Source organism: Streptomyces sp. NPDC007025, assembly GCF_042869455.1.
Classification (GTDB): Bacteria; Actinomycetota; Actinomycetes; order Streptomycetales; family Streptomycetaceae; genus Streptomyces.
The window spans coordinates 55,313-78,132 of record NZ_JBIAFT010000011.1; the positions used below are offsets into that span (position 1 = coordinate 55,313).

The 22,820-nt window shown below is 70.0% G+C and carries 23 protein-coding genes and 3 pseudogenes; 21 read left to right on the forward strand and 5 right to left on the reverse strand.

Features of this window, described 5'->3' with window-relative positions; translation table 11 throughout:
• Positions 1–16: 16 nt before the first annotated feature.
• The 3 genes and pseudogenes from ACFYMO_RS21790 to ACFYMO_RS21800 form a co-directional block, all read right to left on the reverse strand.
• Positions 17–1,567 carry a serine/threonine-protein kinase gene (locus tag ACFYMO_RS21790; protein WP_366772097.1) on the reverse strand — a complete coding sequence of 517 codons (1,551 nt, stop codon included), beginning with the start codon at positions 1,565–1,567 and terminating at the stop codon, positions 17–19.
• Positions 1,564–3,663: a serine/threonine-protein kinase gene (locus ACFYMO_RS21795; RefSeq protein ID WP_366772098.1), complete on the reverse strand. Its 2,100-nt coding sequence runs from the start codon at positions 3,661–3,663 to the stop codon at positions 1,564–1,566. The genes ACFYMO_RS21790 and ACFYMO_RS21795 overlap by 4 nt, the downstream gene beginning before the upstream one ends.
• Positions 3,664–3,885: 222 nt before the next feature.
• Positions 3,886–4,415: pseudogene (locus tag ACFYMO_RS21800) on the reverse strand (transposase).
• 277 nt (positions 4,416–4,692) lie between these two features.
• On the opposite strand from ACFYMO_RS21800, the gene ACFYMO_RS21805 reads away from it, so the two are divergent.
• The 4 genes from ACFYMO_RS21805 to ACFYMO_RS21820 all read left to right on the forward strand — a co-directional run bounded on the left by ACFYMO_RS21805 (position 4,693) and on the right by ACFYMO_RS21820 (position 8,016).
• Positions 4,693–5,550 (forward strand): transposase, encoded by an 858-nt coding sequence (locus tag ACFYMO_RS21805; protein WP_366772099.1) that lies wholly within the window; start codon positions 4,693–4,695, stop codon positions 5,548–5,550.
• A 439-nt stretch (positions 5,551–5,989) separates the two neighbouring features.
• Entirely contained in the window at positions 5,990–6,442 is a 453-nt protein-coding gene (locus ACFYMO_RS21810) for a transposase (protein ID WP_388548245.1), read from the forward strand.
• A gap of 134 nt (positions 6,443–6,576) precedes the next feature.
• Positions 6,577–7,346, forward strand: a protein-coding gene (locus ACFYMO_RS21815) for an IS5 family transposase (RefSeq protein WP_388548248.1) whose coding sequence is annotated in 2 segments (ribosomal slippage) — positions 6,577–6,886 and positions 6,886–7,346 — 771 coding nt in all. Because the reading frame shifts where the segments join, the coding sequence is not laid out codon by codon here.
• A gap of 346 nt (positions 7,347–7,692) precedes the next feature.
• Positions 7,693–8,016, forward strand: coding sequence for a helix-turn-helix domain-containing protein (locus ACFYMO_RS21820; RefSeq protein WP_366772101.1), 324 nt, complete (start codon positions 7,693–7,695; stop codon positions 8,014–8,016).
• Here the strand turns inward: ACFYMO_RS21820 and ACFYMO_RS21825 are convergent.
• A pseudogene (locus ACFYMO_RS21825) lies at positions 7,967–8,568 on the reverse strand (transposase); the annotation flags it as partial. The gene ACFYMO_RS21820 and the pseudogene ACFYMO_RS21825 overlap by 50 nt on opposite strands.
• Before the next feature lie 778 nt (positions 8,569–9,346).
• Between ACFYMO_RS21825 and ACFYMO_RS21830 the strand changes: the two are divergent.
• A complete protein-coding gene (locus ACFYMO_RS21830) occupies positions 9,347–10,135 on the forward strand; it encodes an NUDIX domain-containing protein (RefSeq protein ID WP_388548251.1) in 789 nt (262 codons plus the stop codon).
• On the opposite strand, the gene ACFYMO_RS21835 is transcribed toward ACFYMO_RS21830, so the two are convergent.
• A complete protein-coding gene (locus tag ACFYMO_RS21835) occupies positions 10,119–11,129 on the reverse strand; it encodes a hypothetical protein (RefSeq protein WP_027761520.1) in 1,011 nt (336 codons plus the stop codon). The genes ACFYMO_RS21830 and ACFYMO_RS21835 overlap by 17 nt on opposite strands.
• Positions 11,130–11,927: 798 nt before the next feature.
• Here ACFYMO_RS21835 and ACFYMO_RS21840 point away from each other — a divergent pair.
• From ACFYMO_RS21840 to ACFYMO_RS21915, 16 genes and pseudogenes are all read left to right on the forward strand, one after another.
• Complete coding sequence (locus ACFYMO_RS21840; RefSeq protein WP_388548254.1) at positions 11,928–12,194, forward strand: DUF6284 family protein; 267 nt, start codon at positions 11,928–11,930, stop codon at positions 12,192–12,194.
• On the forward strand, positions 12,191–12,637 hold the full coding sequence (locus ACFYMO_RS21845; RefSeq protein ID WP_388548257.1) for a Pycsar system effector family protein: 447 nt from the start codon (positions 12,191–12,193) through the stop codon (positions 12,635–12,637). The genes ACFYMO_RS21840 and ACFYMO_RS21845 overlap by 4 nt, the downstream gene beginning before the upstream one ends.
• Entirely contained in the window at positions 12,634–13,599 is a 966-nt protein-coding gene (locus ACFYMO_RS21850; RefSeq protein ID WP_388548260.1) for a DUF2637 domain-containing protein, read from the forward strand. The genes ACFYMO_RS21845 and ACFYMO_RS21850 overlap by 4 nt, the downstream gene beginning before the upstream one ends.
• 19 nt (positions 13,600–13,618) lie before the next feature.
• Positions 13,619–13,960 (forward strand): RRQRL motif-containing zinc-binding protein, encoded by a 342-nt coding sequence (locus ACFYMO_RS21855; protein WP_388548262.1) that lies wholly within the window; start codon positions 13,619–13,621, stop codon positions 13,958–13,960.
• 22 nt (positions 13,961–13,982) lie between these two features.
• Positions 13,983–14,288 (forward strand): hypothetical protein, encoded by a 306-nt coding sequence (locus tag ACFYMO_RS21860; protein WP_388548265.1) that lies wholly within the window; start codon positions 13,983–13,985, stop codon positions 14,286–14,288.
• A gap of 85 nt (positions 14,289–14,373) precedes the next feature.
• On the forward strand, positions 14,374–14,742 hold the full coding sequence (locus ACFYMO_RS21865; protein ID WP_388548268.1) for a hypothetical protein: 369 nt from the start codon (positions 14,374–14,376) through the stop codon (positions 14,740–14,742).
• Between the two features lie 35 nt (positions 14,743–14,777).
• Positions 14,778–15,086, forward strand: a complete 309-nt coding sequence (locus tag ACFYMO_RS21870) for a hypothetical protein (RefSeq protein ID WP_388548271.1) — start codon at positions 14,778–14,780, stop codon at positions 15,084–15,086.
• A gap of 27 nt (positions 15,087–15,113) precedes the next feature.
• Positions 15,114–15,518, forward strand: a pseudogene (locus ACFYMO_RS21875) (NUDIX domain-containing protein); the annotation flags it as partial.
• Between the two features lie 400 nt (positions 15,519–15,918).
• Positions 15,919–17,991, forward strand: coding sequence for a cell division protein FtsK (locus ACFYMO_RS21880; protein ID WP_388548274.1), 2,073 nt, complete (start codon positions 15,919–15,921; stop codon positions 17,989–17,991).
• A gap of 150 nt (positions 17,992–18,141) precedes the next feature.
• Positions 18,142–18,411, forward strand: a complete 270-nt coding sequence (locus ACFYMO_RS21885) for a hypothetical protein (RefSeq protein WP_388548276.1) — start codon at positions 18,142–18,144, stop codon at positions 18,409–18,411.
• Complete coding sequence (locus ACFYMO_RS21890; RefSeq protein ID WP_388548279.1) at positions 18,402–18,590, forward strand: hypothetical protein; 189 nt, start codon at positions 18,402–18,404, stop codon at positions 18,588–18,590. The genes ACFYMO_RS21885 and ACFYMO_RS21890 overlap by 10 nt, the downstream gene beginning before the upstream one ends.
• 20 nt (positions 18,591–18,610) lie before the next feature.
• Positions 18,611–18,769: a hypothetical protein gene (locus ACFYMO_RS21895; protein ID WP_175488503.1), complete on the forward strand. Its 159-nt coding sequence runs from the start codon at positions 18,611–18,613 to the stop codon at positions 18,767–18,769.
• Between the two features lie 86 nt (positions 18,770–18,855).
• Positions 18,856–20,148 carry a DNA cytosine methyltransferase gene (locus ACFYMO_RS21900; protein ID WP_388548282.1) on the forward strand — a complete coding sequence of 431 codons (1,293 nt, stop codon included), beginning with the start codon at positions 18,856–18,858 and terminating at the stop codon, positions 20,146–20,148.
• On the forward strand, positions 20,145–21,032 hold the full coding sequence (locus ACFYMO_RS21905; RefSeq protein ID WP_388548285.1) for a bifunctional DNA primase/polymerase: 888 nt from the start codon (positions 20,145–20,147) through the stop codon (positions 21,030–21,032). Before ACFYMO_RS21900 ends, ACFYMO_RS21905 begins: the two co-directional genes overlap by 4 nt.
• Entirely contained in the window at positions 21,029–21,385 is a 357-nt protein-coding gene (locus ACFYMO_RS21910) for a hypothetical protein (protein WP_388548287.1), read from the forward strand. The genes ACFYMO_RS21905 and ACFYMO_RS21910 overlap by 4 nt, the downstream gene beginning before the upstream one ends.
• Positions 21,382–22,779, forward strand: coding sequence for a phage/plasmid primase, P4 family (locus ACFYMO_RS21915; protein WP_388548290.1), 1,398 nt, complete (start codon positions 21,382–21,384; stop codon positions 22,777–22,779). Before ACFYMO_RS21910 ends, ACFYMO_RS21915 begins: the two co-directional genes overlap by 4 nt.
• Positions 22,780–22,820: the final 41 nt, after the last annotated feature.

Below are 22,820 nucleotides of genomic sequence, written 5' to 3' on the forward strand. Positions count from 1 at the left end.
GGCGCAGGCACTCGCCTCACCCGAAGAGCCACTCGTGGTCCTTGCCCTGCAACACCTTCTGCACCACCTGCGCGAATTCCTGCGCAGACTTGCACTCGTCCGTCCCGGTCCCCGGCGTCTCAGCCAGCACCGTCGCATAAGCGCCGCCCGTCTTGACGGGTTTGCGCCAGGCGATCTCACAGCTGGAGCTGTCGGCATCGACGGCGACGATAGCCTCGGGCAGGCCGTCGAGAGAGACGTCGTCCTTGGGTTTCACCTGCCTGCGGAACATGTTGACCGGCTTGGGCGCGTAGGCGAGTGTGAAGGAGAAGTCATGAGTGACGCCGTACTTCGCCGAACCCCATTTACAGGTCCGCACCTGTGACGAGCCTCTGGTGTATCCGCCCGCTGTCCCTGTGTCGGTGAGGTCGAACTGGCGGACCACCGAGTTGTCGATGATGTCGCAAGGCCTTCCGCTCTTGGCCGCGGCGTTTGCCGTGCCGGCGCTCGACGACTGCGGGGAGGACGCCTTTACATCGGGTTTGCCGCCGGGGTGGTTGAGCAACGCGAGCGCGCCCCAGACAACACCCGTGAGGATAATGACCCCAGCGAGGGCAGAGACCGCATACTGCTGGGGTTTCGTCAAGAATCCTCTACGTGCTGGGCGTTTGCCGTTGGTGACGGCTTCCCTGCCGGGCTCGGCAGGCAGCAGCAAGGTTGCCGCCCGGCGCTCCTCGATCATCGTAACGACGTCGTCGGGTAGCCAGTCGGTGTGGTCGGCGGACATGGCCAGCCGGTCGAGCACCGAGGCGAGCGAGGGGCGAGCGGCTGGATCGGACGCCAGGCACTGCTTGATGAACTGGGCCAGGCCCGTGGGTACACCGGTCAGGTCCGGAGCCTCGTGGATGGTGCGGTAGAGAATGACCTCGGGTCGGCCACTCCCGTACGGCGCGTGACCCGTCGCGGCGAAGGCGAGCACGCACCCGAGCGCGAACACGTCGGATTCGGGACCGGTGGTGTGGCCGCGTGCCTGCTCGGGCGACATGTAGCCGGGGGTGCCGATGGCCGACTGCGTCAGCTGCGTGGTGTCCCCCGTGCCCTCCAGCGCGCGGGCAATGCCGAAGTCGATGACGCGAGGCCCGTCATCGGCGACGATCACGTTCGCCGGCTTGAGGTCCCGGTGTACGAGGTCGACCGCGTGCACGGCCGCGAGCCCCTCGGCGAGCCCGGAACCGAGCACCCGCAGGGCGCTCTCCGGCAATGAGCCCTGAGCCTGGACGACCTGATGCAGCGAGGGGCCGGGAATGTACGCGGTGACGAGCCACGGCGGGTCGCCAGCCGGGTCGGCGTCGACGACCTGCGCGGTGTAGAACCCACCCACCTTCCGGGCCGCAATCACCTCGTTTGCGAAACGGAGCCTGAACTGTGTGTTGTTCGCCAGCTCCGGATGGACCAGCTTCACGGCGACGAGTCGGCCACCGGGAGAGCGTCCCAGGAAGACCTGCCCCATGCCACCCCGGCCCAAGCGGCGCAGCAGTTGGTACTGGCCGATCTCGCGGGGGTCGTTCGCACCGAGCTCTTCGGTCACCGCACGTCCCACAGCTGGATGACGGTGCGCTGCCGCGCGTCCTTGACTGAGGCGGCGAGGATCTTGCCATCCGGGCTGAAGGCGATGTTCCCGGTGCCTTTGTTGCCCACCTCCGCCGATACGACCTCCTTGTGCGAGGCGGCGTCCCAGACGGTGACACTGCCGTGCGACTCGGCGGCAATCAGCTTCCCGTCCGGGCTGAAGGCCACGTCGCTGAAACCTTCGCTGCTCTCCGCGAGTGTCGCGAGATGCTTATGGGAGGTGGCGTCCCATACCTCCACACCGCCGTAGGCGCATACGAGGCTCTTGCTGTCGGGGCTGAAGGCGAGGCCGCTGACACCATAGGTCTTCTTGCTCTTCACCTGCTCGGTCGCCAGCCGCCGGTACTGGCCCGAGGAGGCTTCCCAGAACACCAACCCGCCCTCCACCGACCTGCTGTACCCGGCTGCGAGGGTCTTCCCGTCCGGGCTGAAGGCCACGCTCATCATCCAGCTCGTGGAGGTGTCACGGTCCGTGCTGACCACCAGGTCCTTGATCAGTTTTCCAGACCGCACATCCCACACCGGCACCTTCCCGATGTTGCCTTCGTCGCTGCAGGCCGCTGCGACGGTCTGTCCATCCGGGCTCAGCGCCACACTCCACAAGGGCATGAGGCCCGCGCCTCCCGTGGCCGACTTCAGCTTGGCCACCGGCTGGTTCGAGGCGGCGTCCCACACCGTGACTCCACCGACGTCCGGATCGAAACCGCCGCCGGAGGAGATTCCGGCATAGGTGTTCCAGTGGTATCCGACGGCGAGCATTCCGCCGTGAGGACTGTAGGCGACACCATGCAGTTCGCCCATCGCCTCCTTGACCTTCCGGGTGCCGGTCTCATCGCCCGATGCGGCACTGAAGAGCCGCAACTGCTCGACGCCGCCGACGGCCAGCGACTTGCTGTCCGGGCTGAAGCTGAAGGAGGCCGAGTCGTCTACCTTGCCCAGGGACACGGCCTTCCTCGGTACGAGGGTGACAGAAGCGGGCAGGGCATCACCCCCGCCCTGCCAGTCCGGGCCTGAGCCCGCGTTCCCGTCCTTGCTGTCATCGTCACCGTCACCGTTGCCAAGAGTCAGCCCCAGGGGGATGGCGACCGCCGCGGCGACGACCGCGCCGACAGCGGTGAGGATGCCTCGGCGCCCGATCCGCTTCGGGCCGTCCGGGCCGTTCTGCGGCTCGTCCGGCAGCTCCCCGGCCATCGCGGCCACGGCAGGAGGAAGCCACGGCGGCACCGTCCCGTCGGACCCGTGCTGCGGAGCGGCAAAGCGGCGCAGCACCTCCGTAAGACTCGGCCGCACCGCGGCGTCCTTGGCCAGACAGTCCTGGACGACCCCACGCAACTCCTGCGGCACACTGCTGAGATCGGGCTCCTCGTGCACGATCCGGTGCAGCACCTCGGACCCAGCCTCGCCCCCGAAGGGGGGATGCCCCGTGACGGCGTAGACGAGTACACCGCCGAGCGAGAACACATCGGACGCGGTCCCGGCGGCGTCCTCTCCGCGCACACGCTCAGGCGCGATGTACCAGCCGAAAGCCTCGCCGACGGTCAGGGAAGGGTGAGCCGCATCGAGCGCCCTGGACACGGCGAAGTCTGTGACCCGGGGCCCGTCCTCGCCGAGGATGACGTTCCCCGGCTTGAGGTCCCCGTGACTCAACCCAGCCGCGTGCACCGCGCTCAGTCCCTCGGCGAGCCCGGCGCCGAGCACCCGGGCCGCGGCGACGGGGAGCGGGCCGTGCGCCTCCACCGCGGTCTGGAGCGAGGGGCCGGGGACGTAGGAGGTGGCGATCCATGGAGACTGCCCCTCCTGCTCAGGGTCGGCGTCGGCCTCGATCACCTGGGCCGTGTAGAACCCGTTCACCTGCAGCGCGCCCTGCACTTCCCGGGCGAGCGCGCGCCGGAACTCCGCGTCTCTGGAAAGCTCATCCGACACGACCTTCACGGCAACGGACCGGCCGCCGCGGGAGCGGGCCAGATACACCTCGCCCATGGCTCCGCGGCCAAGTGCCGCCACTAGTCGGTACGGCCCCACGTAGCGCCGCTCGCTGTCCCCCAAGAGCTGCATGCGTGCTGTGTCCGTTCAGTTGTGAGTGGTCTGTGGCGCGGAATTGTGAGAGGAGAGTAACGGCCCGCCTGGTGGCATGTAAGCGATATGGCTCGTACAACACCCTCTTGTGACGGGATGGTTGAACACCCGGGTCACCTCCTGGGCATCGGCTGCACCGACCGGCGCGCTGAGCAGTGAGGACATGGACTACTGAGGTTGAACTCGTGTTGTCGCCTCCGGTCAGGTGCTGATGTCCAGGCCGGTCTCGGCGAGGCAGCCGTCGATGAGCCGGGGGGCGGTACTGGATGTGGCGTAAGCCGCGGCGGATGCGCTGGATGAGGTGCTCCGGCGTGCGGAAGGCGACGTTGGACAGCCAGCCGCGCCGTAGCAGGGACCAGATGCCCTCGACCGGGTTGAGGTCCGGTGCGTGGGGCGGCAGGTAGTAGATGGTCAGCCAGTCCCGGGAGGCTGCGAATTCCCGCAGACCAGTCAGCTTTGTGCACGTTGAGGTTGTCCCAGACGAGCACGACCGGGCCACCGAGCTGCTGGTGGGCGGCGATCAGCAGGTCCCGGTAGTCGCGCCAGGAGAAGCCCCCGCGCCCATCCCGGCGGTCGTCGTCCTTGCGCGGCCGGTAGATCAGCCGGGAGCGCTCGCCCGCTTTGTAGCAGGTCAGGGCGGCGATGGATATGCGTCTGCGGGAGCGGCCACGCACCTTCACCACCGGGGTGTGCCCGCGTCTGCTCCAGGTCTTGGCCTGCGGCGGCGTCATGGAGAAGCCGGCTTCGTCCTCGAAGACCAGCCATGCCCCACGAGCCGCCGCTAGTCTTCCGCGCAGGGCCACACCTCCCTGACCCACCTGGCAACCGCGTCGTCGTCCCGTTCGAAGGCCCGGCGGGCGGGCCTTGACCCCTGCTCCCCGACGCGGGAGACCGCGCCCGCCACGCCCCCTGCCGGTAGGGCGGGCCCGGTAGACGGGTCGGACCTTGCGGCGGCGGTGTCGTTGTCGCCGGTGAGCTTGACTCTGTCGGGGATCTTGGTGTTACGTGGTGCGGCAGCCTGATCAACGGGCATGCTCAGACGCGTCCGATGACCGATGCAGCCATCGAGGTGCCCGTTGTCCCTCCGTCCCCGGTTCCGGTGAGCACGACCCGCCTCTGACCGCACAGATCGCGCGGGCGAGCAACCCGGACGGCACGACAGCGATATGGGTCCGCGACCGGCTGGACGGGCTGTGGGGCGACGAGGACTTCGCCGAGTGGTACCCCCGCGACGGGCGCCCGGGCCTCTCGCCTGCCCAGCTGGCCACCGTCTGCGTGCTGTCGGACCGGCAGGCCGCCGAGGCGGTCCGCTGCCGCATCGACTTCAAGTGCGCCATGGCCATGGAGTTGGACGATCCCGGCTTCCACCACAGCGTGCTGGCCGACTTCCGCGGCCGTCTCGCCGAGGACGGTCGTGCCGACCGCCTGCTGGACCTTGCGCTGGCTCGCCTGAAGGAAGCCGGGCTGGTATGCGAGCGCACCACCCAGCGCACCGACTCCACCCACGTCCTGGCTGCGGTGCGCGACCTGACCCGGCTGGAGCTGGTCACCGAGGCGGTCCGCGCCGCACTCGAAGAAACCGCCGGCACCTCCCCTCACCTGCTCGACGAGCTGATCGACGAGGACTGGGGGCTCCGCTACGGCCGCCCGGTCCGCCTGGGCAAGAACCCCACCAAACCCATGACCAGGATTCTGGCTGTCGGCAACGACGCCGCCCGCCTCCCTCAGTACCTCTACCAGCACGGAGCGGAACCGGGTGTCTGGCCCGCGCGTCCAGGCTCTGCGCCAGATCATGGTGCAGAACTACCACCACAACGCCGCGGTGGGCGAAGAGGTCGGGGTAGGGGCCGGGCCAGCCCGCGCTGACCTGGCCTTGGGGGCAGGTGACCTGTCGGCGCTCGTAGTCGATGTGGAAGTCGTCCCGGGCGAAGCCCTCGCCCCGGCGGTGCTGTCGGGTGGGGTTGTCGCGGAGCGGCCCGGAGACGGTGACCTGGTGTTCACGCGTGGCTTGTTCCGGGTGAGGCAGGGAGGTGTAGCCACCGTCGACCAGGTGCTCGGCGGGCAGCAGTCCGCGACGCGGCTGGCGGGTGTGGATGCCGGGCAGGACCTTGCTGTCGTGCGTGGTGGCTGCGGTGGTGGTCACATCCGTGATCACGTCGGGGCCACACGATCTCGGTCAGATGAGCCGAGAAGCCCTTCAAGGTGATGGTGTGTCCGTGGCGGGCATAGCGGGCCGAGATGTCGTAGGGCGAGACGATCGCCCAGGCCGCGGGTGGCAGCCCGGGGCCCGCCTTCGGACTCCGCGGTGCGCCAGCGCAGGCGGCCCGCGGCGCCGCTGATCGTGGCCAGGTTCGCCAAGGGCCAGTGCCGACCGTGTCCGGTCCGCACCCAGTGCACCACCACCCGCGATAACGCACGGACCGTGGGCTTTCCTCCGCGAGAACTCCGCGGCCTGCAACTTCGCGTCTCTGCTGAGCAGCTGACGCCGGAGTGGAAGACTCGCTACGCGGTCCGCTCCGGGGTGGAGGGCACGGTCAACGATTCCGCCCACGGCCACGGCATGCGCCACTGCCGCTACCGAGGACAAGGCAAAGTCCGCCTCCAGCACGTGCTGACCGCCATCGCCGTCAACATCGAGCGTCTCGCTGGGCTGCCGACCGAGGAGTCGCTCCCGGCCCGCCGACCGACGGCCTTTCAGAACTACCTCGATCAGCACGAGATTCCCCGGCGGAAGGCGTGGCGAACCCCGGGCACGTGACCTCGCCAACACCAAGATCCCCGACAGAGTCACGCTGACTGGAAGAAGGCGAGCACCTCCCTCTTCATCGAACGCGGCATCTATACGGGCTACTTAGAAGTCATCTCATTTGGAGTGTTCGGTAGGCTCGCGGTGTGGGGATCGTTGAGCGGCTGGTGCCGGAGGCGCCGACGCGTCCGCAGGGCGGCGGTCGGCGCCGGCACGGGGACCGGGAAGTGCTGGCCGCGATCGTGTTCGTGGCCACGTCGGGCTGCACGTGGCAGCAGCTTCCGACTGCTTCGTTCGGACCGTCTGGAGCCACCGCCCACAGGCGTTTCACGGAGTGGTCGAAGGCCCGGGTATGGGCGAAGCTCCACCGCCTGGTCCTCGACGAAATCGGCTCACGCGGTGAGCTGGACTGGTCCCGCTGCGCCATCGACTCGGTGAACATGCGGGCCCTGAAAAGGGGGATCTGGCGGGTCCGAATCCTGTGGACCGGGGCAAGTACGGTTCGAAGATCCACTTGATCACCGAGCGCACTGGTCTGCCCATATCCGTCGGGATCTCCGGCGCGAACCTTCACGACAGCCAGGCCCTCGAACCGCTGGTTCGGGGCATCCCGCCGATCCGTTCCCGCCGCGGCCCACGGCGCCGACGCCCAGCCAAGCTCCATGCCGACAAGGGCTACGACTATGACCACCTGCGCCGATGGTTACGGACACGCGGCATCAGCCACCGCATCGCGCGCAAGGGCATCGAGTCCTCCATCCGGCTCGGCCGACACCGATGGACCATCGAACGCACCGTGGCCTGGCTCGCCGGATGCCGCCGCCTCCACCGACGCTACGAGCGCAAAGCCGAGCACTTCCTGGCCTTCACCAGCATCGCCTGCACCCTCATCTGCTACCGCAGACTCGCCAAATGAGATGACTTCTTAGCGAGGTCCACGAGGCCATCCAGGACGGCGAAGGCGTCTCCGGCCCGGCTGCGAGACGCCTGATCAATGCTGCTGCCCAGGAACACAGCCGCTTCGGCGGCATCATCGCCTCCGTCCGCCAGGCCCACAGCCTGCTGGCCGACCCGACGCTGAACGTCTTCGAGAACAAGGAAGCCTTCCTGTTCTGCAACTACGACCGCACCAAGGCGCTTTGCCATCCCGGCCGCGGCCGCAAGAACGAGGCTCCGAGCCTGGACCGCTGCAAGGTTACTGAGGTTGAACTGGTGGAGTCGTATGACTGACGGGCTGTCGCTTCCTGCGGTATGACCGGGGCATGCGGTATCCACAGGGAGGCGGGCTGACCGCTGAACGGCAGCAGGTCCGCGAGGAGTTGCGGCTGCAGGCAGCGGAACGGTTCGCGCGGGGTGAGGGAAGCACGTCGATCGCGAAGGACCTGCGTGTCAGCGTGCGGTCGGTGCAGCGGTGGCGGCGCGTGTGGGCCGAGCGCGGCCCTCGGGCTCTTCGGTCGCAGGGCCCGGCGTCGCTGCCGAGGCTGAGCGAGGAGCAGTTCGCTCAGCTGGAGGCGGAGCTGGCCAAGGGGCCTGGCGCTCGAGTTCGGCGATCGGTTGGTCGGCGGTGTTGGTGGGGAAGCACGTGATGCGCAGGCCGTCCGCATCCGTGATCCGCAACTGGGCCCCAGGGTGGGGCCGCTCCTTGCGGACGATCAGCCGCAGGCCCGTGGGTCGGCCTGGCGAGGCGCCGGCCAGTTCGGAGACCCGGGCCAAGTCGCGGACCTGACTCCGGTCTCCACCGCCGGGTCCAGGCCGAGGCGGGGATCTACGACACATTGCTCGGGGATCACCATGCCGACTGAGCAGGACAGCCGGCGCCCGCGCTTCGTGAGTCAGGCGACGAAGGCGTGGGTGCCGTCGGCGGATTGGGTTCGGATCAGTGTCCGCCGCCCTCGCCGGTGCTTCTCCGGCAACTGGACCAGGTCCAGTTGGGCGGTGGTGATGTGGTCTGCGGCCGTGGTGCTGTCGGCGTTGCCGGGCCTGAGCAAAGCGGCGACCGGCTCTCCAGTTCCGCCCGTCCCATGGTCCACGAAGGCCGTCAAAGGGTGGTGACCATAGGATCGCTTCCAGGTCAGGGCCGCGTCCTGCTTGTCGGAGTGAGCGCTCACCAGGACACCGTCGAGGTCGATGGTGAGCTGCCGTCGCGCCTGGCCTACCACTGCACCTCTGACTCTTCGTGCATCGGCCCAGTTGGAACGGCCCTCCGCAGCGTTCTACCGCGCCCCACAGCCGCTCCCGCTCTCGCGGACACGCTCCCATCCATGCTCAAGTGTCATTCGCCCCCCGGGTTCGGGTCTGCATCACGGGGTGACCAGCACTGTCGCGGTGGCCTGGGCAGAGGCCCTGGCCCGTGCGACGGAGGGTGGGAAATGTGTCAGACGCAAGGCCCGTAGAGGTCGGCCCTGCACTCCCGTGCGGTCAAGGGGCTCTTGCGCCTTCCGTCCGGGAATACCCGTCCACCCGCCGGGGCGTGGCGGTACCACACCGTTGACGACGGCGCGCAGCAGCGGCGTACCGCGCACAACCTCGACCCGATCGTGGGACGGAGAAAACGGGCACTGCTGACGGCTGGGAGCGTGGGAGCGCGAGTGCTCCCAGAGGGCTCCCCTCATGGGAGCAAACGCTAACGAAAGAAGCCGTCCCAGCAAACGCTGGAACGGCTTCCGAGCTGCGATCTTCGCAGTCGGGACGGCGGGATTTGAACCCACGACCCCTTGACCCCCAGGACACTGCGGGAGGAGTTTTCGCATGTCAGATGCCGTAGGGCGCACAACGTGCTGTTCGGCTGAGCTGCGATCGTGCGGCTGCGCGCATACCGTGTGGTCCCCAAATGGTCCCCAGGCGGTGCCTCGAAACCGCACCTGCTCTGCCCGTTACGCTGGTACGCACCACTTCAGAACGGAGAGTGCTCCGCGGATGGGACCGAAGACAGCCAAGGTGTACGAAGCGTTGCGCGCCCGACTCGCCTCCGACGAGTACCGCGCCGGCGACAAACTGCCCTCCGAACGCATGCTCGTCGAAGAGCTTGGCATCGGCCGGACTGCGCTTCGGCAGGTGCTAGCCAGGCTCGTCTCCGAGGGGGCGTTGGAGGTTCGAGGCAGGAGTTCCTACCGGGTGCCCGGCGCCGTGAGCGTGGAGACCCCCGAGGGGGTCGAAGCATGGCGTATTCACGGTGAGCGGGACCTTTACGACAATCGTTGGGTCAAGCTCCAGCTCTGGGATGTCGAGCCTCCCGGAATGGAGCGCTTCGAGCACCACGTCGTCCGTCTCCATCATGTGGCTATCACGGCCATCCTGGATGACCGAGACCGCGTGCTCATGATGTGGCGGTATCGCTTCGTTCCGCAGCAGTGGGGGTGGGAACTGCCCGGCGGCATCGTGGACGAGGGTGAGGACCCCGCCGGTGCGGCGCTGCGGGAAGTCGTGGAGGAAACCGGCTGGCAGCCCAACGCACTGGAGCATGTCGTGACCTATCAGCCGATGGTTGGCATGGTGGACTCACCTCACGAGATTTTCGTGGGTCAGGGCGCCAAGCAGGTGGGCTCGCCGACAGACCTTGAGGAAGCGGGGCACATCGAATGGGTTCCGTTGGCCGATATCCCTGGGCTGATGGCTCGCGGTGAACTGATGGGCTCCGGAACGCTCGTTGCGCTGCTCCACGTCTTGGCGAACCGCGGTAAATACGGACTCACACCTGCGCGCTGAGCCGGTCGATACGGCGTCGTTGGCGGACCGAGCCTGTACGGTTCGCCAACAGCCGCGCCTTCTGCAGGTGGCTCCTGGCGTCGTCGTATTCGGCTCTCACCTGGTGAGCCTGCGCGAGATCCGCGTGCAGCCCAGCCTGCGCCCGGACAAAGGTCGGATCGACCACGTCCAGGGCTTCGTACAGGCTTGTCACGGCGCCAGTATCGCCCAGCAGGGCCAGCACGTTGCCGCGCCATCGGGTCAGGTGTGCGTCATTGAGGAAGATGCTCAACATGTCCGGGTCCCGGGCTTCGAGGCCAGGCGGAATGCATGCTGCCGCGAGGTCAAGTGCACGCAAGCAATCGTCTGGCAGTCCAGCATGAGCACACAGCTCTGCCTCGGCCGCATGCAGCCAAGCTCGAAGACGGGGCGAGCCGGCTTCCCCAACGGTCCGTTGGGCATCACGAACTAGGTCGAGCCCGAGTGATGGCCGACCAGCCTCGCACAGCACATATGCCTGTTCGCCCATCGCATGAGCCAGGTACATGGGTTCTTCAGCGTCGCGCGCGGCCCGCTTCGCCAGCTCGTAGTGTCGCCAGGCACGCTCCACTGCCCCTGCGTCGATAGCCTGCCAGGCTGCGAGCGTCGATGCTCCTGCCAGGGCAAGGGCGACGGGTCGGCGCGTGCTGGGGAGGACCGCGAAGCTGAGCGCTTCTTCCAGCGCTGATAGATGCCCGGTCATCTGGTCGACGAGCCCGGCCGCCCCTCTCTCCCGGTCCATGCTCCGCAGGAGTTCGGTCTGGTCGTTGAACGCTTTCACCATGGATTCGCTGACACTGCTGGCCGAGTCGATCCGGCTAAGCAGTTCGTCATACCCATCAGCCATCGCTGGCCCGGATCCGGACGTGGGCTCCCCTCGCAGCTCGGTATCCGTGATGCCGAGGAGCTGCCTCAGGATCGCCGCATAGCGATCCGAGATGGTGCGTTTGTCGTTCTCCCACTCGGACACGTACACGCGCAGACTCGCGGTCGTGGCGACGTCGGTTACGTGCCGTTGCGCGTACAGCTCGATCTCGCGAACCAGTCGGTCCTGCGACCAGCCACGGGTGGCACGCGCGCTCTTCAGTCCTGCGCTCACTCGGCACCGCCAGGCGTCGATTCTCTTCACTGACTTCCTCAGGATGCCTCACATTCTCGCAGGTCAACAGGGGTTAACAGTGCCGAAGTTAAGGCTTGTTGGCTACCGGTACCCCCGTCCTGACAGGTCTTCTGGGAGTGCACCAGGGCGGACGGTCTCCACTCGGATCGGTGAAGCCGCTTGACTCTGGTGCGCACCAGATGCATTCTACTGGTGCGCACCAGATGGTGCGGGCAACGCCCGGCGGGGCTCCCTCCTAGAGGGCGCCTTAGACCACGGTCCCGTCGGAGCGTCCGTCGCGGTTGAGAACTGAACAGAGAGCTGCCCGGAGCCACGACAAGCCGGCGCCCCCGAGCAAGAGATCTGCGGAGGGGCGTCACGAGGCTGAGTCCTCTGGCCGACCGGGATCAGGCAACTGCGACAAGCCGTTGGCCCTGCCTGTGCGAGCAGCACGCACCTTCTCCCATGCCGCCCTTCACGGGGCGGACAAGTGATCCGTACGCCAGGTGAGACAAGGGCAAAGATCGCCGCGCCCCCGTTCCGGGGGTCCGCGCCTCCGCATCGCTGGTGCGGAGACCAGGACAACCGGAAGCAATTCCGCTTCGACGGCGCACGGCCCCGGGGCTGCATCCCCGGGGCCGCTGAGTTGGGCCGTCCTGCATGAGAGGACAACCCGTGGATCACATCGTGACTGTTCAGGGAGCCGTTACGGCCTTCGCCCCGTGGCGTGAGCCGACCGAGGCCGAGCTGGACGCCATCGAGCTGGAGATGCCGGCCATCACGACGGATGTCGAGTGGCTGGAGGCGGTCATCATCACGTTGGACCGCACCCCGACCGAGCTGGACGCCCGCCGCATCCGCCGGGCCCGGCGCCGCGCCCTGGACGCGCGCCGGGCCCTGGCCAACCGGACCGCCGAGAGCTTCGCGGGAGGTGCGGCATGAACGCCGTGAAGGACGCGAAGAGCGAGGTGAAGGCGGAGATCGCCCGCACCGACAGCAAGGCGAGTCTGCTGCTGGCCTTCAACGGCGTGGCGCTGGCCGGCGTCTGGAGCGTCGGTGCGCAGCCGTGGGTGCCGGTGGCGGCCCGGATCGTCGGTGCCGGTGCGCTGGGCCTGCTGCTCGCGTCGGTAACCCTGCTGCTGCTCGTGGTCCGTCCACGTATCAGCCCGACCGCGGCGAAGGTCGGGTTCCCGCACTGGGCCAAGCTCTCGGCCGGCGAGCTGACCGCTGAGCTGGCGGCGGACCGCACCGCCGATCACGTGGTGGCGCTCTCGCGGATCGTGGTGGTCAAGATGCGCGCTTTGCAGCGCGCGGTGAACCTCACCCTGGCGACCGGCGCCCCGCTGGCCTTGGCCGCGGTCATCACGGCAGGGGGTGCGGCATGAAGGGCAAGGGCCGCACGCTGCTGGTGGCCGCGCTCGTCGCGGTCGTGGGCATGGCCTTCCGGGTGTCGTGGAACGCGCTGCGCGACATCGCCGGCGCGATCGGCGCCGACCAGGCCGCCGCCACGCTCTACCCGTTCGTGGTCGACGGCCTGATGGCCCTCGCGCTGGTCGCCACCCTCGTCCTGGACGGTGACGACCGCAGGTTCGCGCTGCGGGTGCTGGGCGCCTACACCGCCGCCTCACTGGTCCTGAACTACGTGCACGGGCTGGTGCCCGACCTGCACGGCGGGTCGGTCGACTGGGGTCGACTGGCCGACTGGGACCCCGCGAACTGGGCGCTGGTCCTGCTGGCCACGAGTCTGCCGGTCGGCGCGATCTACTTCGGGTCCGACCTGGTGGCCAAGGTCCTCCACCACCGACCCCAAACCACGCCCGATGCGGAGAAAACCACTCAGAGTAGGGTGGAACGGTCGACATCTGACCTGCGCGAGCCGAGCCCGGCGCCCGTCGCCCCGGACCCCGCCCCGCTGCCGATTCCCGGCAACCCGGTCGACGCGGACGAGCCGACCGAGACAGCACCGCCCGCACCGACTGCATCCGTGCCACCGGTGCGGGCGGTGGCGGCGGAGTCGACCACGGGCCCGCGTCGGGCGACCGGCCGGGTGCCGGAGTCGGCCCGGCCCAAGCGCCCGACCCGCACCCCCGACCAACTGCTCAGTGAGGCGCGGTCGGCCACCCGGACGTGGGCCGACTCCGACCTGACCGCCGAGGCCATCCGCAAGGCAGTCGGCATCGGCGCGAACAAGGCGCGGGAGCTGCGCGACACGCTCAAGACCGAGCGGACCGAGGGGCGCGCGGCCGAGCAGCGCCACCAGATGGAGACCCCCGAGGTCGAGGCCGCGTTCGCCCGACTGGCCACCGCCACCCCCGCCGACAGGGCCGCGCTGGAGGTGGCGGCATGAAGGACCGTGCGGCGCCCTGATGGCCGCGCTTCCCGCCTACCGCTGGCGGCTGGCACCCGACGGCTACGCCACACGCCGCCAGCTCCGAGCCCGGGGCCTGCGCCCGGGTGGTCAGGAGGTGGCGGCGGTCATCGAGCGTCCCCGCCGCCGGCGACCGCCGCTGGTGGCCCACCTCTACCTCCTCGACCTCGCTTTGCCCGTCCGGCCGATGACTGCGGCCCGGTGGGCGGCGCTGGCCAAGGCGAACACCGCCCGCCGTACCTGCCCCGCCTGCGGGCGGGACGCGGGCTACGTCATCCCCACCGCGCTCGGGACCTGCGTCCCGTGCGCCTACCCCGAGGACGTGCAGGCCGCCGCCTGACCGCCCCGGAGAGGACATCCGGATGAGCGACATCGAGAAAGCGTCCGCCGAGGCGGTCGAGGCGGCCCGGCAGAGTGACCAGCTCGCCCTGATGCTCGCCGCCGTCCAAGCCGCGAAGGAGAGCCAGCCGGCGCCGTGCCGGCACCACCAGGCACCCGCCGGGCAGGGGGCGGCCGGCAAGTGGGTGGCCATCGGCATCGGCGGCAGCTTCCTGGCCGTCTCGCTGGCCGTCTCCATGGTCGCCTTCGCCATCGGCGCCGTCGCCCTGACCGTCTGCCTGGTGGTCCTGCGCTCCGTCTGGACCGACTTCACCCACCGCAAGGGCTGACCTGCCCTTCCGCGCCAACCAGCCCCCGGGCCGGGTCTGGCGGGCGTGGTGGGGCCGGACCGTCCGGCACCGGAGAGGAACCGCCGTGAACCGCTACCTGATCGAACAGTCCGCCGCCCTGCTGCTCGCCCTGGCGGCCGGCGGCTGGTACGCCGCCACCCTCCACGACCACCACGTCCCCACCGGAACCCTGGTGGCCGTCGGCCTCGTCATCGCCTGGCTGGTGCGCCACGCCCTGCTGACCCTCGCGGCCCGCCTGGTGCCCGTCAGCCCCCGCGAGCAGCAGGCCATCGCCGAGCTGCGGGCCGCCGACGCGGCCTTGCACGCCAACCAGGCCGCCGAGATGGCGGCCGGCATCGACTGGGAGACCGAGGAGTACCACCGCCTCAACGACGCCGCGAACGCGGCTGCCGACCGCGTGTCGGTCCGCCACGGCGGCACCCGCCGCCACTGACCGACTCCGCACCATCTGACCGAGAGGAGACCGGCATGGCCGGCCACACCTACACCACCAGCGAGAAGGCCCGCCGCACCCGGCTGCTGGCCAAGGGCGCGAAGAACGCCTACGGCGACACCACCGCCATCGAGCGGGAGCTGGACCGCCTCGACCGCGTCGCCGCCGACCGCTACGAGCGTGAACAGCGGGCCCTGGCCCGGCAGGTCGACCAGGCCAAGGACGAGCTGGCCGCCGCCAAGGCCGCCGAGCGGGCCGCCGACCGCAGCGAGCGGCAGGCCGCCAAGCAGGCCCGCAAGGACGCCGAGGACCGGCTGCGCCGCGCCGAACGCGCCTACCGGTAGCACCCGACCGCTGAGAGAGGAAACCCGATGACCGAGAGCACACCCGAGACCATCCGCTACACCGCCGACGTGGTGGTCACCACCACCGACGGCCGCGTCCTCCTCATCGAGCGTGGGTGGGACCCCTACGAGGGCGCCTGGGCGCTGCCCGGCGGGCACGTCGACCCGGGCGAGATCAGCCGTGAGGCCGCCGCCCGGGAGCTGGCCGAGGAGACCGGCGTGCACGCGGCGCCGGACGAGCTGGAGCACATCGGCGTGTTCGACGCTCCGGGCCGTGACCCGCGCGGGCGGTACGTCACCGTCGCCTACCACCTCACCGTCGTCTCCGGCATGCCTGCCAATGCCGGAGACGACGCCCGCGACGCCCGCTGGTGGCCGCTGAACGACCTGCCGCCGCTGGCCTTCGACCACGCCGACATCTTGACCGCCGCAGGGCGGCAGCAGCTCGCCGCCGGCTACGACCGGCAGGGCCCGGCCGAGACCGAGACGGGACGCTGTGGCGCCGCGCACCCCAGCGACCCGAGCGACTGCCGCGGGCCGGTCGCGGTCACCGTCGTCGACCGCACCGGAGCCGGAGCGGATGGCTGCGAGCACCACGGTGCACGGATGCTCGCCTCCCTGAGCGGCGCCCGCGTCTACCCGTTGCCCGACGCCCCCGAGAGGGCCGCGATCCGCACCTTCTACGCGGCGGGCGACCTGCCGCCCTACTGCTGGCTGAGGTCGGACACCTGCCGGTAGCTGTGCCCCGCGACGGCCGCCTTGCCTGCCAGCGTCGTCGGCCGTCGCGGGCCCCTGCACCACCCATCACGTGAGCAGACAGGAGATATCCAGCATGACGGATGCTGCTGCACCGGCGCCGCACCTGCGGCCGGTGCCCGACCCCGAGGAACCGCCGACGGCGCCGGTCGCGGTCGACAACCCGAAGCTGCCCGAACCGGGCGTCAAGAGTGAGAAGCGCCGTCCGGTGCTTGCCGGATGGCTGACCAACCGGCGCGACTTCGCGGCCACGGCCCGGCACGCCGGCGCCAATCTCGGCTACGCGTCGCTGTACCACGGGGTGCGCATGCCCGTGTACACCGCCCGCCTGGCAGGGATGGCGCCGCGGGGTGCGTGCCGGTTCGTGGCCGCCACCAACCGGTGGGTGTGGGACCGGGAGGCGGCCCCGCTGCGGTCGGCTGCGGTCCGCGACGAGGATGTGGAGGAGTACATGCGTCTGGCCCGGCTGCGGTCCGGACGCGTACGCCTGCGCGGCTTGGTGTCCCTGCTGGCCATCGTTTTCGGCACCGGCTTCGCCCTGTGGCTCTACGTCATGGCGCCGGCTGCCCTGTACCTGTTCGCCGCGGGCGGTGTGATGCTGCTCGGGTGGGCAGGTCAGCAGCCCGACGCGCCCGTGATGGGCCCGGCGGTGCTCAAGACCGAGGTGCAGAAGCTGACCGGTCAGATCGTGCTGCGCGGTCTGGACTCGGTCGGCAACGCGAAGATCTCCGCTGCCATCAAGAAGGGCGGGGACATGAACGGGCTGCGCTTCACCTCGGAGATTCACCGCGACGGCCCCGGCTACCGCGCGGACCTCGACCTGCCCTACGGGGTCACCCCCGAGGACATCATGGAGGCGCGCAAGCCGCTGGCCTCGGGTCTGCGCCGCAAGGTCGGCTGCGTCTGGCCCTCGCCCGACCCGGCCGAGCACGAGGGGCGGCTGGTGTTGTGGGTGGGCGACAAGCCCATGAACGAGACCACGAAACCGGCCTGGCCGCTGGCCAAGTCCGGGCAGGTCAACCTCTTTCAGCCGGTCGTGTTCGGCAACGACCAGCGCATGCGGGATGTGAGCGTGACGCTGATGTTCGCCTCGGTCGTGGTCGGCTCCATCCCCCGCATGGGCAAGACGTTCCTGATGCGGCTCCTGCTGCTGATCGCCGCCCTCGACCCGCGCGCCGAGGTGCACGCCTTCGACTTCAAGGGCACCGGCGACTTCGGCGCCCTGGAACCGGTCTGCCACCGCTACCGCGCCGGCGAGGAAGACGAGGACATCGGCTACGTCCTGGACGCGCTGCGGGAGCTGAAGGAGGAGCTGCGCCGCCGGGCGAAGGTGATAAAGAACCTGCCGCGCTCCCGCTGCCCCGAATCGAAGGTCACCGACGAGCTGGCCGGTGACAAGAGTCTGGGGCTGCACCCGATCGTGGCCGGCTTCGACGAGTGCCAAGTGCCCTTCGAGCACGAGGAGCACGGCAAGGAGATCGAAGCCATCTGCACCGACCTGGTCAAGCGGGGCCCGGCGCTGGGCATCGTGGCGCTGTTCGGCACCCAGCGGCCGGACGCCAAGTCCCTGCCCACCGGCATCTCCGCGAACGCGGTGCTGCGCTTCTGCCTGAAGGTCATGGGGCAGCCGGCCAACGACATGGTGCTGGGCACCAGCATGTACAAGGCCGGCTACCGGGCGACGATGTTCTCCCGCGACGACAAGGGCATCTGCTGGATGGCCGGCGAGGGAGACGACCCGCGCATCGTCGCCTCCGCGTTCGTCGACGCGGTGTCCGCCGAGCAGGTTGTCGCGCGGGCGCGGAAGGTGCGCGAGGAGTACGGCAACGTCACCGGCCACGCCATCGGCGCCGGCCCGCAGAAGACAGCCGGCTCGGACATCCTCGCCGACATCGCCGAGGTGATGCCCGCGGATGAGAAGGCCGCATGGTGCGAGCGGATCGCCGCCCGCCTTGCCGCTCACCAGCCCGAGACCTACACCGGCTGGACGGGCGAGAACGTCACCACCGCGCTCAAGCCCTGGGGCATCAAGACCGGGCAGGTATGGGGCCAGACCGACGAGGGCGAGGGCCGGAACCGGCGCGGCATCAAGCGCGCCGACATCACCGCCGCCATCACACGGCGTGACGCCGACAGGGCCGCCGCCTGAGGCCAGCAGCGCCGCTAGACCTAGCAGCCCCAGCTGCTAGGCCTAGCACCCCCACTAGCGGCCCAACACCCCTGTGATCAGGAACTTAGCGTCTAGCGGCCCACCTGCCGCAACCCCCGAAAACCCGCCCGCGAAGGGAAACCGCACCCGATGCTCCTCGCTAGCACGGGCCTCATCCTGCTGACCCTCGCCGGTTACGCAGCGTTGTGCGCCCTCCAGCCATTCGCCGTCTGCCGCAAGTGCTCCGGCACCGGCCTGCGCGACACCCGACGCCGGTCGCTGAAGCTGTGCCGCCGCTGCCACGGCGACCGCTACCGCCTCCGCGCCGGCCGCCGCCTGGCCAACACCAGCCGCCGCCTCCACCACGACGGAACCCGCTCCGACCCCACCCCCGGCAAGGAGACGCTGCCGTGGCAGTAACCCTCTCCCTCGTCCTCATCTTCGGCCTACTCCTGGCCCTGCTCATCCGACACAAGACCCTCGGCATCGGCGCCGCCATCGTCGCCGTCCTCTTCGGCTTCTACCTCGCCGACACCGACGCCAGCCACACCATCAACGACCTCACAACAGCCGTCGCCAACGCCATCAACAACCACTGACCCACACCAGGAGGTTCCGCATGTCCGTACCCGACCCGACCAGCTACGACGACTACATCGAGGCCCGCAGCTGCCCGCTGTGCTGGCCCGAGGACGGCAGCGAGCCCTACGAGGGCCAGCACTGCTGCCTGTGCCTGGCCAACGGTGGCGACGAGCGCCCCGACTGCACCTGCCTGTGAACACCACGAGGGCGACCCCGCCTCTCGCCAAAGATCCGGGGTCGCCCTCTTCCACCTGCCATCTCCTGACCTGTGGAGGTCCCAGCATGTCCCAACCCATCTTGTCGACGCCACACGAGGGCGGTGCTTTCGCGGTGAGTCTGTGCACCGGTTCGGCGGCGCTGGACCTGGCCGTGGAGGCGGTCACCGGTCTGCCGGTGCGTGTGGTGGCGGAGAAGGACAAGGCCGCCTCCCGGCTGCTGGCCGCGCGGCTGCCGCACGCCGCCAATCTCGGTGACATCACTCAGGTGGACTGGGCCGCCGTCGCGGCCGGTCTGCCGCGCCGTCCGGCCGCGCTGACGGCCGGGTTTCCCTGCCAGGACATCTCCAATGCCGGACCGAGGAAGGGGATTGCCGGTGACCGCTCCGGACTGTGGACCACCATCGTTGAGGCCGTTCGCCACCTGGGACCCCGATTCCTGTTCCTGGAGAACGTCGCGGCCATCCGCAGCCGGGGACTCGACGTCGTCGCCCGGGACCTGGCCGCGCTCGGGTATGACGCGCGGTGGCTGTGCCTTCGAGCTGGTGACCCCGAAGTCGGGGCCCCGCACCGCCGGGACCGGTGGTTCGCCCTCGCCCATCCCGCTGCTGAAGACCCCCACCTCCCAGCTCGGGAGGAACGGCGGCCCGCAGCATCCGGACAAGCGCAAGGCTGGGGGACACGGGCCGACGCTGGAGGACGAAGCGGTGTTCTTGCTGTCCACACACCCGCCACACCCGGGGACGGAGCCGGGGGAGGGCTGAGGCTGCTGCCCACGCCGTCGGCTGCCGACGGCACGGGCGGGCCGGGGACCTCGCCCAAACGGCGTGGCGGGATGAACCTGCGCACCGCCGTCACGCTGCTGCCCACGCCGGCCGCGCGGGACTGGAAGTCGGGCGCCTCCAACCTGATCGGCGTCAACTCCCGGCCGTTGAACGAGGTGGTCGTCAACCTGCTGCCCACCCCCAAGGCCAGCGACGGCCCGCACGGTGGCCCCAACCAGCGGGACGCCTCCGGGCGGTACTACCTGCTGGGCCAGGCCGTGCGGCTCGATGACCGCACGTGGGTGGCCACCAACGGCACCGACTACGGTCCCGCGATCCGTCGCTGGGAGGCAGTGCTGGGCCGCCGGGCGCCGGAGCCCACCGAAGCGGGAACGCGCGGCAACCGGCGCCTGTCCCCGGCGTTCGTGGAATGGATGATGGGCGCCGATGCGGGCTGGATCACCTGCCCCACCCTGGGCCTCTCCCGCTCCGACCAGCTCAAGATCCTGGGCAACGGCGTCGTGGTCCACCAGGCCGCCCACGCCTACCGCCTGCTGCTCGACACCCCCGCACTCGACGGGAGGCATGCGGCATGAGCCCCGAACTGCTCACCGCGGCCCTGGACGCTGCCGGGCGCGGCTGGCCGGTCATCCCGCTCCGGCCCGGCGGCAAGCGGCCGGCCGGGCACCGGGAGGACCGCTGCCCCGGCACCGGCCGCTGCGCGGGCGGGCACCAGAGGCCCGAGCAGCGCGCCACCACCGACCCGGGCCTCATCCACGCGGCGTGGGGGCACCGGCCCTACAACGTCGGGATCGCGACCGGTCCCGCCGGGCTGCTGGTGGTCGACCTGGACACGCTCAAGCCGAAGGACGAGAAAGGAGCGCCTGACGGCGCGACCGCCTTTGTGGCGCTCTGCGAGCGCGCCGGGCAGCCGGTGCCCCACACCCGCCGCGTGCGGACTCCCAGCAGCGGAGAGCACCTGTACTTCGCCGCTCCGCCCGGCACCCGCATGAAGTCCACCGCGGGCCGCCTGGCGCGGCGTATCGACACCCGCGCATGGGGTGGCTACGTCGTCGCCCCTGGCAGCACCACCCCGGGCGGCACCTACCGGCTCACCGACCCCGCGCCGGTCGCACCGCTGCCCGTCTGGCTCGCGGAGAGGCTGTGTGAGCAGCGCCCGCCGGCCCCGGTGGTGCTCGCGTCGCCGCGGGATGCCACGAAGGTGGCGCGGGTGGCGTTGGAGAGGGAGACGGCCCGCATCACAGCCGCGTGTGAAGGCGTCCGGGAACACACGCTGTTCACCGCCGCACGCGCCATGGGGCGCTTCGTGGCGTGGGGCGACATCCCCCGACATGAGGTCGAGACGGCTTTTCAGGCGGGGGGAGAGTCGGCCGGACTCACCGCCGCCGAGTGCCGCTCGACCCTGCGCAGCGCCCTGAACTGGTCCATCCGCAACGCCCGGCCCCGGGAGAGCGCATGAGTGCCCACGACTCCCCCCGCCTGAAAAGCATCCCCACCACCGACCGGCCCAGCACCGCCGAACCCGCCGCCGCACCCGGCGGCCGTGGGGCGCCGAAGAACGCCGCCCGTCAGGGCGCCCTTTCAGCACTTCGCCCTGACCCGCACCTGAGCAACATGCGGCACCCGGTGGCCTGGCTGACCATCACAGCGCCCGGCCGCGGCGCCATCCCCACCGGCACGTCGTGGTGTGCCTGCGGCAGGGACCGCAGCGCCGTCGGCCACCGGCAAGTCGCGGCGCTGGCCGAGGCACACGCCGCACACCGCACCACCTGCCCGCTCCGTGCTCCCCAGGAAGGGAGGACCGCCGCATGACCGACTCGATGCAGGAAGAGCTTCCCGCTCCCTCCAACCCCCTGGCTGTGGCGCGTTGCCTGGCGCCGGACTGGCAGGGCCAGGGCGGGCAGCCCCGGCGCCGCTGGTGGCGCGGCTCGTGGATGGACTGGACGGGCACCTGCTGGCGCGAGCTGGACGAGCGGCAGGTCAAGGCGGAGATGTACCGGCGTCTGGAGCACGCCGTCTACTACAGCGCCAACGCCAAGGGAGAGCCCGAGGTGCGGGAGTGGGCGCCCACGAGGACGAAGCTCTCCAACCTGCTGGACGCGTTCGGCGCTCTCCTGCTCCTGCCGACCGAGACCGACGCGCCCACATGGCTCAACGAGGACCAGGCCGCGGCAAGTGGCCAGGCCCCGATCGTGGCGTGCGAGAACGGACTCCTGCGCATCACCGACCGGGCCCTGTTGCCCCATACCCCGGACTTCTTCAACCTCGTTTCCGTCCCCTACGCCTACGACCCCCACGCCACGGCCCCTACCTGGACGCGGTTTCTCGGGCAGCTGTGGCCCGACGATCCCGAATCCATCGCGGCCCTGCAGGAGTGGTTCGGCTACGTCCTGTCCGGACGCACAGACCAGCAGAAGATCCTCCTCATGAAGGGCCCTTCCCGCTCCGGGAAGGGCACCATCGCCCGGATTCTCGCCGAGCTGGTGGGGCGCAAGAACATCGCCGGCCCCACGCTCGCCGGACTCGGGTCGAACTTCGGCCTGGCCTCCCTGCTGGGCAAGCCGCTGGCGGTCATCTCCGACGCGCGACTCAACGGCGACGGCGGGCAGGTCGTCGAACGTCTCCTCACGATCTCGGGTGAGGACACCATCGACATCGACCGCAAGTACCGGGAGGCGTGGACCGGGAAGCTGCCGACCCGGCTGATGGTCCTGTCCAACGAGCTGCCCAACTTCGGGGACAGCAGCGGCGTGATCGCACGTCGGTTCGTCGTGCTGACCATGACCGCCTCATGGCTGGGACGCGAGGACACGACCCTGACCGGCAAGCTGGCGGCAGAGATGCCCGGCATCCTCAACTGGGCACTGGACGGTCTGGCCCGGCTGGAGCGCAACGGCCGCATCACCGAACCGGCATCATCCCGGGACGCGGTCACCAGCATGCAGGACACCGCAAGCCCCACCAGCGCGTTCGTCCGCGAACGCTGCCAGACCGGCCCCACCTGCACAGTCCCCGTCGATACCCTATGGGCCGTCTGGCGCGAGTGGGCCGAGGACAACAACGTCCGCGCCATCGGCACCAAGCAGATGTTCGGCCGCAACCTCCAATCCGTGGTCCCCCAACTTCGGCTCACCCGCCCTCGCGAGGGCGACAGCCGAGTCCGCACCTACAGCGGGATCACGCTTCGCGCGCCGGCCCCCGAGTAAGGAACCGCCCACAGTCCGCCGGGTCGCGGACCATCGCGGAC

Excerpts from the sequence above, each read along its gene's own strand:
- ACFYMO_RS21885 (WP_388548276.1), top strand. The coding sequence starts at position 18,142 with ATGCTCCTCGCTAGCACGGGCCTCATCCTGCTGACCCTCGCCGGTTAC.
- ACFYMO_RS21910 (WP_388548287.1), top strand. The coding sequence starts at position 21,029 with ATGAGTGCCCACGACTCCCCCCGCCTGAAAAGCATCCCCACCACCGAC.
- ACFYMO_RS21820 (WP_366772101.1), top strand. The coding sequence starts at position 7,693 with ATGCGGTATCCACAGGGAGGCGGGCTGACCGCTGAACGGCAGCAGGTC.
- ACFYMO_RS21830 (WP_388548251.1), top strand. The coding sequence starts at position 9,347 with ATGGGACCGAAGACAGCCAAGGTGTACGAAGCGTTGCGCGCCCGACTC.
- ACFYMO_RS21850 (WP_388548260.1), top strand. The coding sequence starts at position 12,634 with ATGAAGGGCAAGGGCCGCACGCTGCTGGTGGCCGCGCTCGTCGCGGTC.
- ACFYMO_RS21860 (WP_388548265.1), top strand. The coding sequence starts at position 13,983 with ATGAGCGACATCGAGAAAGCGTCCGCCGAGGCGGTCGAGGCGGCCCGG.
- ACFYMO_RS21880 (WP_388548274.1), top strand. The coding sequence starts at position 15,919 with ATGACGGATGCTGCTGCACCGGCGCCGCACCTGCGGCCGGTGCCCGAC.
- ACFYMO_RS21845 (WP_388548257.1), top strand. The coding sequence starts at position 12,191 with ATGAACGCCGTGAAGGACGCGAAGAGCGAGGTGAAGGCGGAGATCGCC.
- ACFYMO_RS21795 (WP_366772098.1), bottom strand. The coding sequence starts at position 3,663 with ATGCAGCTCTTGGGGGACAGCGAGCGGCGCTACGTGGGGCCGTACCGA.
- ACFYMO_RS21895 (WP_175488503.1), top strand. The coding sequence starts at position 18,611 with ATGTCCGTACCCGACCCGACCAGCTACGACGACTACATCGAGGCCCGC.
- ACFYMO_RS21870 (WP_388548271.1), top strand. The coding sequence starts at position 14,778 with ATGGCCGGCCACACCTACACCACCAGCGAGAAGGCCCGCCGCACCCGG.
- ACFYMO_RS21900 (WP_388548282.1), top strand. The coding sequence starts at position 18,856 with ATGTCCCAACCCATCTTGTCGACGCCACACGAGGGCGGTGCTTTCGCG.
- ACFYMO_RS21855 (WP_388548262.1), top strand. The coding sequence starts at position 13,619 with ATGGCCGCGCTTCCCGCCTACCGCTGGCGGCTGGCACCCGACGGCTAC.
- ACFYMO_RS21905 (WP_388548285.1), top strand. The coding sequence starts at position 20,145 with ATGAGCCCCGAACTGCTCACCGCGGCCCTGGACGCTGCCGGGCGCGGC.
- ACFYMO_RS21915 (WP_388548290.1), top strand. The coding sequence starts at position 21,382 with ATGACCGACTCGATGCAGGAAGAGCTTCCCGCTCCCTCCAACCCCCTG.